The sequence below is a fragment of the Muribaculum sp. genome (assembly GCF_029051885.1).
In the GTDB taxonomy this organism is placed as follows: Bacteria; Bacteroidota; Bacteroidia; order Bacteroidales; family Muribaculaceae; genus Muribaculum.
Genome location: NZ_JAIDKI010000027.1, coordinates 1 through 19,885, shown reverse-complemented (window position 1 = coordinate 19,885; position 19,885 = coordinate 1). Strand labels below are relative to the sequence as shown.

Below are 19,885 nucleotides of genomic sequence, written 5' to 3'. Positions count from 1 at the left end.
AAACCAATAGCGAAAATTAACAAAAAAGTTATGTTTCAACATTTCTCTAAAAGGCTGATTTTCACTTTGATTGCCGGGACCACGGCCTCTATGGCCTACGCAGGTACGGTGTCTGCTGACAATGCCCGTCAGCTTGCTGCCGATTTCTTTGCCGCAAGCGGTCAGGAAAAATTAGCTTCTGAAGATGCATTAGAGCTTGTGTACACATGCGGTGACGCATCAAAACCGCTCTACTACGTATTCAACGCACGCCAGGGCCAGGGATTCGTTATCGTCTCGGCCGACGACTGTACTACTCCCGTGCTTGGCTACTCTCTTGAAAACAACTACAATGCCGCAGCAGTGCCCCCTGCCATGAAGTGGATGATGGGTGGCCTTGAGAGCGAAATCAAAGCGGCTTCAAAACTTCAGAAACCGTCCACTCAGGAGGTACGTCGCAGTGTTATGCGCCGTGCTGCCAGAAGCAACGAGAAGATTCTTCTGAAGACTCCCGAATGGAGCCAGGAAGCCCCATTCAACAATATGATTCCCGGTCGACCGCTGGTAGGCTGTGTAGGCACAGCGATGGCCACAATCATGAAATATCATAACTATCCCGAGCGCGGTACCGGCAGCTACAACGGTGTAAACTTCGACGTGGCATACGACTGGGAAAACATGCGCATGGACAATTATCGCTATGGTTACTCAGAGACCGAGGCCGACGCTGTGGCTACGCTCGTGTACCATGCTGCTGCAAGTATCGGCACCCAGTTTGGCTACTCAGGCTCAAGCGCATATGAGGTAAAGGTGCCCGCGGCCCTTATCAACTATTTTGGATACGACCCCGGAGTGTCATTCAAGAAACGCTCCGAGACCGCCACTCAGGCTGAGTTTGACCGCCTCGTGGAAAACGACATAAAGGCCGGACGTCCGGTGCTCTACTGCGGACAGGATGTGACCGCAGGCCATGCATTCGTAGTCGACGGCTATGATCCCCTCACCAGCATGATTCATGTCAACTGGGGCTGGGGTGGCGCCGACGGCAACAACAACGGCGGATGGTATGCAAGCACCGCCCTCAATCCTACCGTCAGCCAGCAGCACAGCTTCAACAACCTGACTACAATCATATATAATATCAAGCCCGGCAACGGCAACAACAGCTCATGGTCGCCCATCCATATCACAGCCGACGGACGTCAGGTTGGTATGGGTTCCGATCTTAAGGGTGATCTTGCCGTAGGCACCACATTTACCGTAAGAGTCGGCAACCTTAAGAATGTAAGCTACAACGACTTCAGCGGAAAGATTGCCGTCGCACTCTTCGACGCCCAGGGCACATTCAAGTCGCTGCTGAGCGCCATCGACGGATTCTCTCTGTCGGGCATGGCAATCTATCCCTACGGATATGCCGACTTCAAATGCCAGCTCCCCGCCGGTGTGGCCGTAGCCGACGGCGACATGATACGCATGGCTACAAGCGCTGACAACGGCACTACATGGCTTCCCGTGGCCGGTGAGCTTGTCACCACCAACGAGATTCCCGCCAAGGGCGCCGCTCCTCAGTATTTCGCCATCACACACCCCTCGTCGATTACCGGCGCGACATTTACCGGCGAAAATTCAGTAATCCGCGGCTGGAACTACCACTTTACCGTAGTGCCCGAATTCCCCGAGCGCGACATGGTGACTGTAAAAGCCAACGGATACGTCGTTTCTCCCGGAGCCAACTATACCTATACTATCGGCAATGTGGTTTCCGACCAGGAGATTACAGTTTACGTGCAGAATGCAGCTGATGTAAAAGAGAAGCGCAGCCTCTGGGTTGAGGCCGGCTCGCTTGAGTCGCTGCTCCCCGGCGGAGACGCAACCGCGCTGAAAGAGCTCACACTGTTCGGCACAATGGACTCGCGCGACTTTGCCTTCATCAAGGGCAACATGAAGGCTCTTACCCGACTCGACATCTCGTCGGTACGCATTCTCGCCAACGGCTCCGACCCCGCCAACGCAGTGCCCCGCGATGCTTTCCGCAATCTGTGGAAACTCAAGGAGGTAGTGCTCCCCAACACTGTAAACCGTCTGTGCGACGGCGCATTCCGCTCCTGCGGTATCTCCAAGATGGTAATCCCTGCCAGCGTCAAGACCATTGACTACAATGTATTCAACGCTTCGTCAGGTCTTCTCGACATATGGGTAGGCAATTCGAATCCCGCCTATATCAACTGGTGTGTGTTCCATGCCACTCCTACCAACCGCATGACTCTCCACTGCCCCAGCGAGGCTGCCGTCAACAACTACAAGGCCAAGGAATACTGGAAGGACATCGCCAACATCATCGTTGACCCGATTGTGGCTCCTACCGACTGTTCGTTTGCCGTCATGGAAGATGACGACGTAAAATACGTATGCGATGTCGAGCCCGGTTCCTACGAGAAGGGCAAGACGGTTGTATTCACCGCCGAGCATATCGCCGACAACGACAACCGCATGGATGTATATGCCAACTCTACCCTGCTCAAGCCCGACGCTCAGGGCAACTACTCGACCACTATCAACGGCAACACCATCATCCATTTCGACCTTGTGGAGCCTACTCCCGTAAGCAACTATGAGTCGCCCTGGACCATCACCGACGACGGTGGTACTGTAGGTATGTTTACCGATGCCGTCAATGTGCTTCCCGGTGTGCCCTTCTCTATCCGCATCAACTCGTTCGCAGTTACCGACAATGCATTCTGGGCTGTGGTACTCACTACCGCCGACGGTCGCATCAAAGAGTTCATCTCGCCCATCGCCAACTGGTCGGCAGGTGCTGCCAAGGGTCAGAAGATGACTGTAAACTGCTGCGTCAACGACGCTACCGTGCGCGAAGGCAACCTCATTCGTCTCGCCACATCCTACAACAAGAAGACCTGGGTGCTTGTCAATGGCAAGAACGAAAATGTAATTGCCTCGCTCCCCGCTCTCAACAACCAGACTCCCGTCTACAACTTCACATTCCCCGAAGGTCTTGAGGCTAAGGCCAATCTGTCGGGTGTAGTGTCGACCGCTGTCCATGGCCGCGACCTCACCTTCAAGATTACTCCCAAGCAGGCATCGCATATGATTGATGCCGTTGTCAACGGTGATACCATCATCAAGGGTGGCAAGGCCTTTACATATTCGTTTATCGCCAAGCAGGATATTGACTTCAATATCAACGTATATCCTCCTGTTACATATACCGAGGGTACAATCGTACTTAATGAGGGCGAGCATCTGTATCTCTCCGGCGATGAGGGTATCTCCAACTGGGGTGAGCTCAACCATCAGATGGCCGAGAAATATAAGAATATCAAGAAACTCAAGATTGTAGGTAAACTTGATTATTACGACTTCAACTTCTTCCGTGATAACTACTGGATTGCTGCAAATATCCGCTATCTTGACCTTTCTGAGGCTACATTTGTGCGTGACCGCGATAAGGATTCCTCAACCAGTCTTGATAATGTTTTCCCGAGCAATGCTTTTAAAAATGACGCTCTCGGAGGATGCTATATCGAAGAGATTGTACTCCCCTCTTCTCTGACTCAGTTTGACGACCTTTGTTTCAACGGGTGCAGCCGACTCAGAGAAATCAGATTGCCCTCCAATCTTCGCAACTGGACTACAGGTCCCACTCCATATGTAGGAGCGGTGAAAAATCTGACCCGCGGTGGTCTTAATGATGATGTATTCAAAGGCTGTACATCGCTTGAGACTATATATCTGCCTTGCGTTCCCGGAGAGGATGGTAAAGTAGGTCACTGGTATTATTCTCAGTATCATGCGCTGAAAACAGGTCTTCCCGACAATACAAAGGTGACTGTAGTGGTTCCTGCCGAGCATCTTACCGCATATCAGACTCCTCATGTTGATAACGGGGCTTTTGAAAGAAACTGGTCTAATGCCTGGGAGGCAGGCAAATTCAACCTTGTAGGTGAATATCCCGTATATGCTCTCGACTTCGATCCTTCGCGCTGCTTTATCGCAGACCCCTCTGTTGATGTGTCCAAAATCGCATCTTTCCTCAAGGACAATGTCAAGCTCGAGCAGATGGATTGCAAGCTCTATGTAGCTGCTAAAAGCAATGAGAGCGCCAACCGTCCGGAAGGTGTTGATGCTTATGATGCATCACAAAAGTTTAAGGTATATGATAACGGCAAGCTGCTCGGCGACGACAAGATTGGTGCTGACGGCTCGATAAGCATTACCTACTACAACCCCAACAAGCATGCCGACAAGAGCGGCAACCACGCTGTCGAGGTAGCCTACCTCTACGACGTTACATTCAACTGCGCTTCGGCCAACCTCGTGGTTGCCATCGACAATATCCGCAACAATGAGGAGACTGCCGGCGATGAGGCTACAGAGTTTGAGACATTCAACTACTACAACGCTCTCGCTCCTGTACTCGAAAACGTAAAGGAAAACAGCTCCGTACGCTTCAAGGTTTCGCTTACAGAGAATAATCCCAAGATTGCTATTTCAGTCAAGAATGGCGAGAATGTGGTTTCTCCCGACGAGGAAGGCTACTATACTGTAGACGTCGCTGAAAGCAATGTGGCTGTAAGCATCTCGGCTGTGCCTGTCAACGGCGCTACCCTTACCTCCGCCGATATCGACGCCATCACTCCTGCCGATGCAGTCGACGTTACCTCTATAGCTCTTGCCGGCGATATCGATGCCGACAAGGTGAAGGATGTTATCGACCAGCTCCCCGCTATCCAGGAACTCGACCTCTCTGAGCTCACCACCGCTCTCCCCGCCGAGGCTATGGCCGGCAAAGAGACTCTCGTTACTGTATCGCTCCCTGCTGCCGACCATATCGAGGACGGAACATTCAGCGGATGTACCAACCTTACCGGTGTTGAGGTGCCCTCATGCGTTTCATCTATCGGTGCAAATGCCTTCAGCGGATGTAGCTCGCTCCAGACAATCAACTTTACCGATGTCAAGTCGGTAGGCGCAAATGCCTTCAACGGCTGTACCGGTCTTACAAGCGTGATTTTCAAATCGCCCGGTGCCGAGACTACCGTGGCCCGTGTGCGTAGCGTATCGCGCAGCGCGCGTGCCGAAGGCTACTCTGCCGACGCGTTTGCCGGCATCAACCCCAACTGTATCGTATACCTCGATGAGAATGTGGCCGTGCCCGATGCTGCTGCCAACTATGTACGTGTCCGCAAGGATGACACCGCCGAAAGTGGCCGCGTATACGAGGCTCTCGGAAGCATCTCTATCGACCCGATGTACGACTTCCGCGCTCTCAACACATTCAATGTGACCGAGGGTAATACCATCAGCATGGAAATGCCTCTCGATGTATCCTACGGAGCAAGCAACTGGAGCTCGTTCGTGATTCCGTTCGTTCCCGCCAAGGTTACCAACGTGGCCGGCGATGAGATTTCTGCCTATACCGGCAGCGACGACGAGGTAGGTGCCAACGGTTCTTATATGGTTGCCTCGCTCTCTGATGAGACAGCCGAAGGACTCAGCCTCATGGCAGGTATCCAGGCCAATGTGCCCTACGTGGCAGGTCTGTGTGCCGAAACCGAGCCCGGTGTAGTACGCTTCGAGGCCGGTGCCTGCGAAGTGGCCCATACTCCCGATAATATCAGTGTCAACGGTGCGCTCTACACTCTGTCGGCTACATTCGCCAAGAGCGAACTCCCCATTGCTACTACCTATATGCTTGCCGACGACGGCTCTGCTTTCGTAACATCGGCCGATGATGTAGAAGAGACCGTGACTGCCGCTCCCTTCTCGGTATATGCAGTAGCTCCTTCAGGCGACCGCTTTGACATCAATATCGAGGAAGCTCCCGGCGTTCCTACCGGTATCGACGGTGTACATGCCGACAGCGGAATGCGTATCGCTGTTGAAAACGGCGTTCTCGTCATCTACTCCGATACCGAAGGCCTCCGAGTAAATCTGTATGGAGTCAACGGCATGCTTATCAAGGAGATTCGCCTCACCGAAGGCCGCAACGAGGTAAGTGGTCTGCTCCAGGGCGTATACGTAATCTCCGGACAGAAGGTTGTGCTGTAACCCCGCAGACGATAAACACACACTTTATATAGCAATAGTATCGAGGCCCCGCTTCATGGCGGGGCCTCGATCTGTTTATGCGCTTATGTTGGGGTAGTTTGTCGGGATTATTTGGTGAGGGTGATTATGTAGGCCGAGTCGTCGTCGCGGGTGTATGCCACGGTCATGCCGGCCTTGGTGAGGCGCGACGCCAGCTCCTCGGCTGAGTCGAGGAAATGCGGCTCTCCCTTCTTCCCCATGTCGGAGTGAAGCGAGTTTATCTCCTCCTTGGAGCATGGGAATCCTATCACCAGATGTCCTCCGGGCATCAGATGGGCGTCATACATGCGTTTTACGGTAGCGACAGGGTCGTCAAACGACGGCAGCATACAAAATACTACAATCGCGTCGTAAGCGCCAAATATGGCGTCGTGTTCCACGTCGCCGAGTATGAATCGGGCTTTGGCACTGCTGCTGTAGGCGGCGGCAGCCTGCTCGAGTTGTCCGCATGAGAGGTCGTAGGCATCTACCCATCCCGAGCCTGAGAGTCTTTGGAAGAGGTATGGAAGCAACTGGCCGGTGCCGGATATGGCATCGAGCACTATGTTGTCGGGTTTTAGGTCGAGCTGGTCTACAATCTGGCTTATGGCCTGGGGATTGTTCTCGACTGTCTCGTCGCGTTTGCGCAACAGGAGATTGTGAAATTCAGGGTCAAACATACGGCAGGAAAGATTATGATAGTATGTTTACTTAACCTCCGCCAAGCGCCGATTGTTCAGTCCTTTGTGCCGTAGGCGAGGTCGCCGGCGTCGCCGAGTCCGGGCACGATGTAGCTGTGCGGGTTGATTTCCGGGTCGATGGCTCCTACCCACAGAGTGGTATGCTCGGCGGGGAAATGCTCCTTGACATAGTCTACCGCATCCTGTGAGGCAATTACCGAGGCGATATGCACATGAGCGGGTGTGCCTTTGGTGAGAAGCGCGTGATAGCTCAGCTCCATCGATTTTCCGGTGGCCAGCATGGGGTCGACCAGTATGAGTGTCTTTCCGTCGAGGCGCGGTGATGCGAGATATTCGATAAACACATCGAAGTTTTCTTTTTCGCGGTATTTCCTGTAGGCCGACACAAATGCGTTTTCAGCTGTGTCGAGGATGTTGAGAAATCCCTGGTGGAACGGGATGCCTGCACGGAATATGGTGGCGAGCACTACCGGGGTGTCGATGACGTCGCATTTGCATGGCGCAAGCGGAGTTTCTACAGTCTCCTTGCGGTAGCGGAGTGTACGGCTTATCTCGAAGGCCATGATTTCGCCTATGCGTTCGAGATTGCGACGGAAGCGCAGCATGTCGCCCTGGATGTTGACATTGCGCAGCTCCATCATGTATTGACTGATTACCGAGGGATATTCGGCGAAGTTTACTATTTTCATTGTATGGCGTGATGATTTAGGATTTCTCGGAATCGGTTTCAGAGGTTGCCGGCAGCTTTGTGCTTGGCGAGCAGGGTGTGGAACTCCGAGCCGGGGACGACGTGGATATAGTGGAATCCGATTTCTCCGGCGCTCTTGCAGTTGGCGAGCGAGTCGTCGAAGAAAATGGTCTCTTCGGGCTTTATGCCGAAGTCGGCTTCGACTTTGCGGAATATGGCGTGGTCGGGTTTCATCACCTTGGCCTCAAACGAGGTGGTGATTCCGTCGAAGTAGTCGTTGACGGTAAGTCCTTCGGTGGTAAATGCTTCGGCAATCTTTGAATTCCACATCACGGCATTCGTGTTGCTCAGCAGATATAGGCGGTAGCTCTTGCGCAGCTCGCGCAGGGCCTGAAGGCGCTCACGCGGTATATCGAGGAGGAAATGGTTGAATGCATCGTCAATCTGCTTGTCGGTCACTTCGTGGGGGATGTGGCGGCGCACTTCGGCACGCCATTCCTCCGGTGAAATCAGCCCCTCCTCAAGGGCTCCGAACACACCTTTCTGGCCATAATCGCCGAGAAACTCCTCGATATTATTCATACCAAGCTCTTTGAAAGCGGCTACACAGCGGTTGCGGTCGATATTCATTATCACACCGCCAAGGTCGAAAAGTAGGTTGCGTATCATGTATGTCTGTTTTGATGGGAAATAATGTCATTGTCTGTTGAGGGAGAGCATGCGCTCGATGATGGCGCGGTCGTTGGACAGGCGCGGAATCTTTCGCTGTCCGCCGAGCTTTCCGGAGCTTGCAAGCCAGTTGTCGAACACTCCCGGTCGTGCTACGACTATCTCGAGCGGGTCGAGGAAAAGGTTGCCGGCGCGTTTTGCCTGATAGTCGGAATTCTCGGCCTGAAGGGCTTTGTCGAGTGTCTCAGCGAACTCCTCGGTGGAGCGCGGAGGTGTGGCAAACTCGATGAGCCACTGGTGGCGTCCGCGCGAACGGTCACCGGCGTATACCGGGGCGGCCGTATAGTTGGATACCGCACATCCGAGTTTCGCGCATGTGGAGGATATGGCCGCTTCGGCATTGTATACCATCAGCTCCTCGCCGAAAGCGTTGATGAAACTTTTGGTGCGCCCGGCAATGGTGATGTTGAGCGGATAGCGGCTCTCGATGCGCACTGTGTCGCCTATGGCGTATCGCCACAGGCCGTTGCACGATGTGATGGCGAGGGCATAGGTCTTCCCTTCTTCGACTGTCCATGCCGTGGCGGCATCGGGGAATTTCTCTCCAATCTGGTCAAGAGGTATAAACTCGAAGAACACGCCAATGTCGAGCAGCATCGACATAATGTGGCGCAGAGGGTCGGTCTGTACGGCGAAGAAGCCTTCTGAGGCATTGTACGTCTCAAGATAGTGCATTTTCTTCGTGTCGGTGATGTGCTCGTACTGACGGCGGTAGGGCTTGAATGATATGCCGCCGTGGAAGAATACCTCGAGGTTGGGCCATACCTGGTGGATAGACTCGGCGCCGTTTTGCTTCATCACCTCTTTTATCACGGTAAGGAACCATGACGGCACCCCGGATATGTTGGTTATGTCGCACTTCGACGCGGCTTCGACGAGGCGGGGCAGTTTTTTTGTCCAGTCGGCCATCAGAGCGATATCCTTTGATGGTATACGCACCATGTTGGCCAGCGGATTGATATTATCGATTAGGTTGGCCGACAGGTCGCCGACCTTTATTCCCGGCTTCAGTGAAAGCTCGTTGGCAAAGCTCCCTCCGAGGATAAATGCCTTGCCTGAGAATATCCGGCTGTCGGGATTGGATGCCAGATAGTGGGCCACTACGTCGAATCCTCCCTGATAGTGGTTGCGCCGGAATCCGTCGGGGGTAATAGGTATATACTTGCTTTTACCGTCGGAAGTGCCTGACGACTGTGCGAAATTGCGTACCGCTCCGGGCCAGAGGATGTCGCGCTCGCCGTCAATCATGCGCTCTACGAGCGGACGCAACGATGTATAGTCGCTGACCGGCACTTTGGAGGCGAAATCGTCGTAGCCTGCGATGGATGAAAATCCGTAGGTCTCGCCGATATATGTCGACCTGGCTTTTCTGACAAGTTTCATCAACTCGGCGGTCTGCACCCTCTCAGGCTCCACAGAGTTGCGGCGCCATGCGTCGGCCCGGCGCATGAATATCGGACGGAGTATTTTTGTAAGGTGCATTGTCGCGAGTTTTGTTAATATAACAACAAAGTTAGTGGAATTTTGTTAAATCTATACAGACTCCTTTGGCAATTCGTATCCTGCGGGGTGCGGACGGCTGTTGGAGGTATGCTCTACTGCAAACAAATATTTATAATCTATGATACAGCGACTCTACCCGTATAAGCATCTGCTTATGAGCCTTATGTTTGTGATTGTGGCTCTGTGTACCACATCGTGTGACGAGGATGACGACAATTACTACGACTCTTACAGTTCACCTCTGAGAGGAGAATGGTACAGTCCGGAGACCGATACCTATTTTGAATTTGACGGTGACGGCGACGGGGTGTATGAGGATGCGTATGGTTATGAATATGATTTCACCTGGAGTGCAGGGAGCGGATGGCTGAATGTGTATTTCTATGACGGTACTGTATGGAATTTCAGCTGGTCGTTTGCTCCAAACGGATGTCTGCAACTGTATAATACGGGCACCGGATATACTACTGTCTATTGGCGCCAATAGACAGTAACTATAGAATCAGCGGCTTCGTCGCGGCATATGTAGCCGGATCGAAGCCGCTGATTCTATATCGTGCCCGATGAGATGAGGTGTCCGCAATCTATCGGGTGTGTAGGGGATTGGTGTCAGTCGCGGGCGTCGTCGTCGATAGAGAAATCCTCGTCGGGGAAGTCGTCGAGGTCAAGGTCGGCCTGACGTCCTTCTTCGGTGGATTCTTCGTCGGTGTTGTCATCGATGTCGTCGTCATCGTCATCTTTCTTTTTCAGCGAGAGTTTCGCTTTTTTGGGAGTGCCCGACTCGGGATTGCCTTTGATAGCCTCGGTAATCTTCTGCTCGAGTTCTTCAAACAGTTCGGGGTTATCGGCAAGCAGCTGCTTTACGGCATCGCGGCCCTGGGCGAGCTTGTCGCCGTTGTAGCTGAACCATGAGCCGCTCTTCTTTATGATATCGTATTCCACACCGAGGTCTACGATTTCTCCGGTACGCGATATGCCTTCGCCGAACATGATGTCGAACTCGGCGCGCTTGAATGGAGGCGCGACCTTGTTTTTCGCGATTTTAATCTTGGCATGGCGTCCGATGGGCTGCTCCTTCTTGTCCTTCAGGGTCGACGACGGACGTATATCGATGCGTACCGACGCATAGAATTTCAGAGCGTTGCCTCCGGTGGTGGTTTCTGCGGGACCGAATCCCATGCCTCCGATTGCGGCACGGAGCTGGTTGATGAATATGCAGCATGTGTTGGTACGGGCGATGGCTCCGGTAAGTTTGCGCATGGCCTGCGACATGAGTCGCGCCTGAAGGCCTACGTTGCGGTCGCCCATATCGCCTTCGATTTCAGCTTTAGGGGTGAGGGCGGCTACCGAGTCGACCACAATTATGTCGATGGCCGATGAGCGGATGAGCTGCTCTACGATTTCGAGAGCCTGCTCGCCGGTGTCGGGCTGTGATATGAGAAGATTGTCGACATCTACTCCGAGTTTGGCTGCATAGAAGCGGTCGAATGCATGTTCGGCATCAATCAGAGCCGCAATGCCGCCTTTTTTCTGCGCTTCGGCTATGGCGTGCAGGGCAAGTGTGGTCTTACCGGAGGACTCGGGACCGTAGATTTCGGTAATGCGTCCGCGGGGGAATCCGCCTACGCCGAGAGCGAAGTTGAGGCTTATGGAGCCTGAGGGTATTACATCGACGTCGGTGATGTTGTCATCGCCGAGCTTCATTATGGCTCCGCGGCCATATGTTTTTTCGATACGCTCCATGGCGGCGGTCAGCGCGCTGAGCTTCGCCTGCTTGGGATCGGCTGTCGGTTCGCCTTTCTTCTTAGCGGCGGTTTTCTTGGTTTTGTCGGTTGGTGCCATAAGTATGATGTTTTATATTGATTTCTGATTATATTGCAAAGATAAGGAATGATGTGTGCAAAAACATGGCACAGTAAAGTTAAATAAACATAATGCAGACATCATAGCGGGATGGCGTACTCGTGTTTGATTTCCGACATTACAAATGTCGACTCGATGGCTCCGATAAGGTCGAAGGCTCCGAGCTTGTTGAGCACGAAGTCGCGGTAGTCGGCCATCGACGGAGCGTAGATTTTAAGCAGATAGTCGAAGGCTCCGCTTACATTGTAGCATTCGGTGACTTCGGGGAGTGAATTTACGAGGCTCACGAATCGCGACGATATGTCGCGGTTGATATGTCGCAGTTTTACCTGGCAGAACACCACGAATCCGTGTCCGAGCTTGTCAGCGTCGAGCACAGCGACATATCTACTGATATATCCTTGCGCCTCAAGCCTCTTCAGGCGCTCGAACACAGGGGTGGGGGACCGGTGTACTTTCGCGGCAAGCTGCCGTGTCGAGAGGCGCGCGTCGGTCTGCAGGGCGCGCAGTATGTCTATGTCGATGCTGTCGAGCATCTCGTTGGGGATGGATGACATTTGTTCTGTATATTGGGCGTGACAGGGGTGTCTGCGGAGCGTTTGTTCTGTATGCTGCCCGCAAATATATTGTTTTGTTCTAAAGATTGCAAGGTATTGCCGATTTTATTTTCATATCGCCTAATTTTGCGGAAAAATATATTATCATCAATCAAATATGGCACTTGATAAAAGCAGACTACACTTTGAGACTCTTCAGCTCCATGTAGGGCAGGAGGAGCCTGATCCCGCCACAGATGCGCGCGCGGTGCCGATATATCAGACCACGAGCTATGTGTTTCGCGACTCACAGCATGCCGCCGACCGCTTCGCGCTGAAGGACCCGGGAAATATCTATGGCCGTCTTACCAACTCTACACAGGCTGTGCTTGAGGAGCGTATCGCCGCACTGGAAGGCGGCTCGGCCGCTCTGGCGCTTGCCAGCGGTGCTGCTGCCGTCACCTATACGATACTCGGGCTTGCCTCGGCCGGCGACCATATTGTATCGGCCAATACCATTTACGGCGGCACGTACAATCTGCTCGACAATACACTTCCGGTCTATGGCATAACCACTACGTTTGTCGACCCTTCCGACCCCGCTAACTTCGAGGCCGCGATACGTCCGGAGACAAAGGCGCTGTATATAGAGACTCTCGGCAATCCCAACTGCAACTGCATCGACATAAAGGCTATAGCCGATATTGCCCACAGCCACGGGCTGCCTCTGGTAATCGACAATACGTTTGGCACACCCTACCTGATACGTCCTATCGAGCATGGAGCCGATATCGTGGTGCATAGCGCTACCAAATTTATAGGCGGCCACGGCACATCGCTCGGTGGAGTGATTGTCGACTCCGGCCGGTTTGACTGGGCGGCATCGGGCAAATTCCCCCAGCTGTCGCAGCCCGATCCGAGCTACCATGGCGCGGTGTTTACTCAGGTTGCCGGGAAGAATGCGTTTGTCACCCGCGTGCGTGCGGTGATTCTGCGCGATACGGGAGCCGCCATCAGTCCGTTCAACGCGTTCTTGCTCCTGCAGGGGCTTGAAACCCTTTCTCTGCGTGTGGAACGACATGTAGAGAATACTCTGAAGATAGTGCGTTTCCTTGACTCACATCCTAAGGTAAGGAAGGTCAACCACCCCTCATTGCCGTCGCATCCCGACCATGAACTCTATAAAGAGCTTTTCCCCAATGGCGCAGGCTCTATATTTACTTTCGAGATTGATGGAGGTGTGGCCGAGGCCCACCGTTTTATCGACTCGCTTGAAATTTTCTCGCTTCTTGCCAATGTGGCCGATGTAAAGAGCCTTGTCATACATCCGGCTACCACCACCCATTCACAGCTTACCGAAGAGCAGATGGCCGAGCAGTCAATCTATCCGGGCACCATACGCCTGTCGATTGGCACCGAACATGTCGACGATCTTATTGCCGACATGAAGCAGGCACTTGCTAATGTGTGAGTTGCGTTGCAGGACTCTGCCTATGATTCACATGCCTGCAAGAATGGTCTCACTTGATATGACTTAGTTGAATAATTGGAAGCGAAAGCGCCGGACCTTCACAGGCCCGGCGCTTTCCAGTTATCGAAACGATTATTAAAAGTGGAGATTTGGGATATATATACTAAATCAGAGATGAAAGATATCATGCGCTCTCCTGGAGGGGAGGCTTTGCAGGGATATGAATCATGTCCCATCCGCATCTTTCAACGGGCAAATGTAGCATAATTTTGCAGATTTACCAAATCGCTCGCCATAAAAACCGTGAAAATGTCACTAAGTTGACATAAACGACGAAAAAATACAGCAAACAACCTGATTTTGAAAACGGACTCAATCAATGTATCACCCTCCCTGTGATGACAAATGATTATCCCGATGCAATAATATACTGCATTCAAGGAATCCTGATTGAGGAAATTATTGGCATGTCAGCGGGTGGGCACACCGGCGAGCGATGTGGCGAGTGATGCGAGGGCCTCGCGGATTACCGAGCGCGGCGATCCGAGATTGAGTCGCATGAATCCGACTCCCTGGGAGCCGAACATCGCGCCGTCGTTGAGGGCGAGATGGGCTTTGTTGATAAAGAGATCCTGGAGTGAGTCGTGGTCGAGGCCTAATCCGCGGCAGTCGAGCCATGCGAGAAAAGAAGCCTCGGGGCGGATGAGGGTCATGCCCGGGAGTGTGTCGGTAACAATGCGGTCGGTCTCTTCAATCGAGCCTTCGATGTAGGCGAGACATTCGTCGAGCCAGTCCTCGCCATATCTGTAGGCCGCTTCTGTGGCTATTGTGGCGATAAAGGTAGGCGAGTCGAATTCGTTGGCGGCAAGCCAGGAGAAGAACGGGCGGCGCAGTTTCTCATCCTTCACCACCACCCATGAGCTTACGAGGCCTGCGATGTTGAATGTCTTGGATGGAGCGCCAAGCGTTATGGCTACTTTGGCGGCTTTGTCGCTTACCGATGCAAATGGATAGTGGGGTTTGCCATGCAATACCAGGTCGCCATGGATTTCGTCGCTCACTACAGTTACTCCGTAGCTGTAGGCGAGTTCGGCCACCCTGCGTAGTGTCTCCTCGTCCCACTGCAGTCCTATCGGATTGTGGGGATTGCATAGAATCATCATTGAGGGGTGCTCTCTGGCGAATATTCGCTCAAGGCCATCGAGGTCCATGGAGTAGGTGCCGTCGCTGAATATAAGCGGATTTTCGGCTACAACACGAGAGTTGCCTTCGATTACCATCTTGAACGGGTGGTATACGGGCGGCTGTATCACAATCCTGTCGCCCGGGCGCGAGAAGAAATTGACGGCATAGGCTATCCCTCTTACTACTCCTGGGATGTATGTCATTTCTTCGCGTTCCACCTGCCATCCGTGGCGGTGCCATAGCCAGTCGGAAATCGATTGCCAGTATCCGGGGCTTACTGCGGCATAGCCGTAGATGGGATGGCGCATACGCTCGACGAGTACCTCCTGTATGCGTGGAGATACGGCGAAGTCCATATCGGCCACCCAAAGCCCTTTGAGGTCGTGGCGTCCGAAAAATTCACTGAGCGCGTCTACTTTCAGCGCTCCCGAACCGTGTCGGTCGATAACTCTGTCGAAATCGTATTTTCCCATTGCTGATAATCGTTAGACAATACTTATGAGGGCCTTTCAAGCATATTTTGCGCAAATATACTATTTTTTTGTGCCAACTTTTATGTAAATATATTAAATTTGTAATTTAGAGCTTTTAATAGCTTGTTTAATAATACCTGTCAACACCTTAGAGCCAACTCTCCACCAACTACAGTTATGACTCCCAACGATTCCACATCACCGACCGTGCGATATAAACTCTCGCCCGAAGAGGAGGACCGCCTGGTCGAAGCCGAGTTTCAAGATGTGCTCGCCGGCTATCTTTCAAGCAACCACAGGAAGAAAGTCGAGATAATAGAACGGGCTTTCCGATTTGCCAAAGAGGCCCACAAGGGCATCCGGCGGCGTTCGGGCGAGCCTTACATACTTCATCCTATCGCTGTGGCCAAGATAGCCAGTCAGGAGATAGGCCTTGGCTCCACATCCATATGTGCGGCGCTGCTCCATGATGTCGTGGAAGATACGGAGTATACTGTGGAGGATATCGAGCAGCATTTCGGCAAGAAGATAGCGCAGCTTGTGGCGGGGCTTACCAAGATTTCCGGCGGTATATTCGGCGACAAGGCTTCGGCCCAGGCCGAGAATTTCAGAAAGTTGCTGCTTACCATGAGCGAGGACATACGTGTGGTGCTCATAAAGATGGCCGACCGTCTGCACAATATGCGCACCCTTGACTCGATGTCGCCCAACAAGCAGTACAAAATCGCCGGTGAGACACTGTACATATATGCGCCTCTGGCCCATCGTCTGGGACTTTTCGCTATAAAGACCGAGCTTGAGGACCTCAGTTTCAAGTATGAGCACCCGGCGGCGTATGAGCGCATAAGCAGTCAGATCAGGGCGTCAGAGTCGCGGCGTTCGGCTGTATACAACGACTTCTCCGAACCTATAAAGGAGAAGCTCGTAGGAATGGGGCTGAAATATGAGGCAAAGGCGCGTCTGAAGTCGGTATATTCGATATGGCGCAAGATGGAGACGAAGCATGTGCCCTTTGAGGAGGTCTACGACCTTTATGCCATGCGTATCATCTTCGACTGTGACGACCAAACCAAAGAGAAGGCCATATGCTGGCAGATATACGCGGCCATCACCGACATCTACCGTCTGCACCCGGAGCGTACGCGCGACTGGATAAGCAATCCCAAAGCCAACGGATACCAGGCTCTGCATCTGACGGTAATGGGACCCGATGGCAACTGGATAGAGGTGCAGATACGTTCGCGCCGCATGGACGAGATAGCCGAGCTCGGTTTTGCCGCCCACTGGAAGTATAAGATAGGAGAGGGCGACGAGGAGAGCGAGCTCAACGCATGGCTGTCGACAATCAAGGATATACTCGACAATCCTGAGCCCAACGCCATAGACTTTCTTGATACGCTTAAGCTCAATCTGTTTGCTTCGGAGATTGTGGTGTTCACTCCCAAGGGCGAGCTGATGACGCTCCCCAACAACTCTACGGTGCTCGACGTGGCATTTGAACTCCACAGTGAAATCGGCATGCACTGTATAGCCGGAAAAGTCAATCATAAACTTGTGCCTCTGAGCCACCGCCTGCATTCGGGCGACCAGGTGGAGGTGCTTACATCGCAGTCGCAGACTCCAAAGCCCGACTGGGTCAACTATCTGGCGACAGCCAAAGCCAAATCGCGCCTGCGCCAGCTTATGCGCAAAGAGCTGGCCCCTGTGATAGAACAGGGACGTGAGATATATGAAAAATATCTTGCCGACAATTCCATAACCGACAACAACGCCGTAATAACCAAGGTGCTGGGCACGCTTCGCTATGACAACCGCGAGGCCCTGTTTACTGCTCTTGGCCGAGGAGAGACCACTCTGCCCGACTATCTGGCCAAGTCATTGCGTCCGGCTTCGTCGTCGATACTGTCGAAGATACTGCGTCCGCTCACAGGCAAGAAATCGCAGAACACCGCCGAGAAGTCGCCGGCAAAGCGCAAGGTCAACATGAAAGAGACCTATGTCCTGGAGTATGACGAGAAAAACGGGCATAATTTCAAACTGTGCGACTGCTGCAGCCCGGTTCCCGGCGACGATGTGATGGGATGGGTCAACGATGACGGCGAGGTCGAGCTTCACGCCCTGTCATGCCCGCGTGCCTCTGTGCTCAAGGCAAGCTACGGCAAGCGTATTCTGAATACACGCTGGGCCGAGCAGTCGGGGCTGTTTCTTGCGGAAGTGCGCATAGAGGGTATCGACCGGTTTGGCATCCTGCAGGAAATCATACAGATGATATCGATGCATCTTGCCATTGACATACGCAAGCTGGATATAGAGGCTGAGAAGGAAGTGTTTCATTGCGACCTTGCCGTAAGAGTCCACGATACCAAGGTAATTACCGACCTTTGCTCCAAGCTCAAGAACATACGCGGTGTGCAGCGTGCCGCCCGTGTCAACCATCTCGAATGATTTCATCCATATTATTAATAATCGCTTAATGCGTTAGCAATTTGATATTTACGCGATGAACCGTATATTCAATCCGTACAATCTTCTTCGTGCCGCACTGTTTGTGGCGGCAGTGGTAATAGCCGTGTGGCTGCTTCCTCGCAAGGGTCGCAACTCCTACCACTATGAGCTTGGAAAGCCCTGGGCCTACAGCCTGCTTACCGCGCCTTCGGATATGCCCATATATCTCGACAGTATCAGCGCACAGCGGGTGCTTGACAGTATAGATGTGTCGTTTGTGCCGGTGTATGTACGTGATATCTCGCGGGAGAAGCAGGCCCAGGCCGCTTATGCCACAAGAGTCAACGCAACCCACGTAGGGCTGTCGCCGCTTGAGCGCAACCGTCTTATCAACGCCCTGCGCAATGTGCTTGACAACGGTATAGTCGACCAGGAGACATACCAGGAGATACGTTCCGGACGACTCCCGGCCATACGTTTCATCCACGACAATACGGCAATGACCATACCTACCTCCAACCTGCTGTCGGCTCGCGCCGCCTATGCCGCTATCGACTCCATGTTTCAGGGTGAGGAGTACCGCAAGGCTATCGAGCGTACGGCAATGTCGCAGTTCCTGGTAAGCAATATAATATGTGACACCGCCGCCACCAACCGTCTGCGTGGAGAGGCTCTTCAGAGGGCTATGGCTCCGAGAGGGGTGATACAGCAGGGCGAGCGCATTATCGACAAGGGCGATGTGGTGACTCCCGAACTCTACTCGCTGTTGCGTACCTACGAGAAGATTGCCGGTCAGAAATCTGCGTCGCAGGTCGACTCACATCACTATCCCATACTTGGGCAGATACTGTATGTGACGATTATATTTTCCGCTCTGTACTGTTTTCTGATATACTTCCGCCACCGCACCTTTGCCGACAATCGCGCCATGGTGTTCATTATGACTCTCGTGGTGGGATTCCTGCTCATGGCCTATCTGATGGGCGATGCTCTTACATGCGGACTTTACATGGTGCCGTTTACGATTGTGGCCATACTCATGGTGGTGTTCTTCGACGGGCGTACGGCATTCTTTGTATATATTACTGAGATAATGCTGTGTACGCTGGTCAGCGCCTTCCCGCTGGAGTTCATATATGTGCAGCTGATTGCGGGCATTGCGGCGATATGTTCGCTCAAGGAACTCACCAGGCGTTCGCAGCTTGTACGTTCGGCTCTTGTGATATTTCTCGCCTACTGTCTGGCCTATGTCGGAGCAGAGGTGATGCAGGCCGGCACCATCGACAAAATAAATACACGAATGTTTGGTGCATTCGGTATAAATGCCGTGCTGATATCGTTTACGTATGTGCTCGTGTTTGTGCTTGAGAAAGCATTCGGATTTACCTCTACGGTTACTCTTGTAGAGCTTTCCGACGTCAACAACCCCCTGTTGCGTGAGCTGTCACAGGAGTGTCCCGGCACATTCCAGCACTCCATGCAGGTGAGCAATCTTGCCTCGGAAGCTGCCCACCGCCTCGGAGCCAATGTACAGCTCGTGCGTACCGGAGCCCTTTATCATGATATCGGCAAGATTGACAATCCTGCATTCTTTACCGAGAACCAGCACGGAGTCAATCCCCACGACGCGCTCAATCCGTTACAGAGCGCCCGCATAGTCATAGGGCATGTCACCGACGGTCTGAAGCGTGCCGACAAGGCCAAACTGCCACAGGTTGTACGCGACTTTATAAGCCAGCACCACGGACGCGGCAAGGCCAAATATTTCTACAATACCTATGTCAATTCCCATCAGGGCGAAGAGGTAGATCCTGCGCCGTTCACTTATCCCGGACCTAATCCGCAGTCGCGCGAGACATCAATACTTATGATGGCCGATGCCGTAGAGGCTGCATCGCGGTCGCTCAAGGAACATTCGGTAGAATCAATCACCCAGCTTGTCAACCGCATTATCGACGGGCAGATAGCCGACGGGCTGCACGATGAATCGCCAATTTCGTTTCGCGATGTCAATATCATCAAGCAGGCTTTCGTGGAGCGCCTGCGCACTATGTACCATGCCCGAGTAAGCTATCCCGAGCTTAAGAAAAAGCTCTGATAGATTGTCTGAAATCCATCTGACATTCTCTCTCAAATCTGTAGCATATAAGACCCCGTTCACCAATATTTGTTAACGCTGGGGCGGTCAATCGTCGTGCAGATGTGTTCGCGCAGTGAGGGAGCAA

General features: G+C 52.9%; 12 protein-coding genes. 5 read left to right on the top strand and 7 right to left on the bottom strand.

Translation table 11 applies throughout. The annotated features are described in order from the left end of the window. Positions 1-30: 30 nt before the first annotated feature. On the top strand, positions 31-6,048 hold the full coding sequence (locus K2I50_RS01040; RefSeq protein WP_301024398.1) for a C10 family peptidase: 6,018 nt from the start codon (positions 31-33) through the stop codon (positions 6,046-6,048). A 107-nt stretch (positions 6,049-6,155) separates the two neighbouring features. On the opposite strand, the gene K2I50_RS01035 is transcribed toward K2I50_RS01040, so the two are convergent. From K2I50_RS01035 to K2I50_RS01020, 4 genes are read right to left on the bottom strand one after another with little or no spacing between them, the layout of a single operon-like run. Further along, complete coding sequence (locus K2I50_RS01035; RefSeq protein WP_301024397.1) at positions 6,156-6,746, bottom strand: methyltransferase domain-containing protein; 591 nt, start codon at positions 6,744-6,746, stop codon at positions 6,156-6,158. Between the two features lie 56 nt (positions 6,747-6,802). Beyond that, positions 6,803-7,456 (bottom strand): uracil phosphoribosyltransferase, encoded by a 654-nt coding sequence (upp, locus tag K2I50_RS01030; protein ID WP_301024396.1) that lies wholly within the window; start codon positions 7,454-7,456, stop codon positions 6,803-6,805. Positions 7,457-7,494: 38 nt separating this feature from the next. After that, on the bottom strand, positions 7,495-8,124 hold the full coding sequence (locus K2I50_RS01025) for an HAD family hydrolase (protein WP_301024395.1): 630 nt from the start codon (positions 8,122-8,124) through the stop codon (positions 7,495-7,497). 27 nt (positions 8,125-8,151) lie between these two features. Next, positions 8,152-9,666 (bottom strand): GH3 auxin-responsive promoter family protein, encoded by a 1,515-nt coding sequence (locus K2I50_RS01020; protein WP_301024394.1) that lies wholly within the window; start codon positions 9,664-9,666, stop codon positions 8,152-8,154. A gap of 139 nt (positions 9,667-9,805) precedes the next feature. Between K2I50_RS01020 and K2I50_RS01015 the strand changes: the two genes are divergently transcribed. Next, positions 9,806-10,174: a hypothetical protein gene (locus K2I50_RS01015; protein WP_301024393.1), complete on the top strand. Its 369-nt coding sequence runs from the start codon at positions 9,806-9,808 to the stop codon at positions 10,172-10,174. Positions 10,175-10,296: 122 nt separating this feature from the next. Here K2I50_RS01015 and recA read toward each other — a convergent pair whose 3' ends face one another. Both recA and K2I50_RS01005 read right to left on the bottom strand, forming a co-directional pair. Next, positions 10,297-11,529, bottom strand: a complete 1,233-nt coding sequence (gene recA / locus K2I50_RS01010) for a recombinase RecA (protein WP_301024392.1) — start codon at positions 11,527-11,529, stop codon at positions 10,297-10,299. A 101-nt stretch (positions 11,530-11,630) separates the two neighbouring features. Further along, positions 11,631-12,107: an Lrp/AsnC family transcriptional regulator gene (locus tag K2I50_RS01005; RefSeq protein ID WP_301024391.1), complete on the bottom strand. Its 477-nt coding sequence runs from the start codon at positions 12,105-12,107 to the stop codon at positions 11,631-11,633. Positions 12,108-12,264: 157 nt separating this feature from the next. Here K2I50_RS01005 and K2I50_RS01000 point away from each other — a divergent pair, with 157 nt between their 5' ends. Then, positions 12,265-13,557, top strand: coding sequence for an O-acetylhomoserine aminocarboxypropyltransferase/cysteine synthase family protein (locus tag K2I50_RS01000; protein ID WP_301024390.1), 1,293 nt, complete (start codon positions 12,265-12,267; stop codon positions 13,555-13,557). 470 nt (positions 13,558-14,027) lie between these two features. Here K2I50_RS01000 and K2I50_RS00995 read toward each other — a convergent pair whose 3' ends face one another. Next, a complete protein-coding gene (locus K2I50_RS00995) occupies positions 14,028-15,215 on the bottom strand; it encodes a MalY/PatB family protein (RefSeq protein WP_301024389.1) in 1,188 nt (395 codons plus the stop codon). Between the two features lie 177 nt (positions 15,216-15,392). Between K2I50_RS00995 and K2I50_RS00990 the strand changes: the two genes are divergently transcribed. Further along, a complete protein-coding gene (locus K2I50_RS00990) occupies positions 15,393-17,660 on the top strand; it encodes a RelA/SpoT family protein (protein WP_301024388.1) in 2,268 nt (755 codons plus the stop codon). 55 nt (positions 17,661-17,715) lie between these two features. Then, positions 17,716-19,758, top strand: a complete 2,043-nt coding sequence (locus K2I50_RS00985) for an HD family phosphohydrolase (protein ID WP_301024387.1) — start codon at positions 17,716-17,718, stop codon at positions 19,756-19,758. The last annotated feature ends 127 nt before the right edge of the window (positions 19,759-19,885 follow it).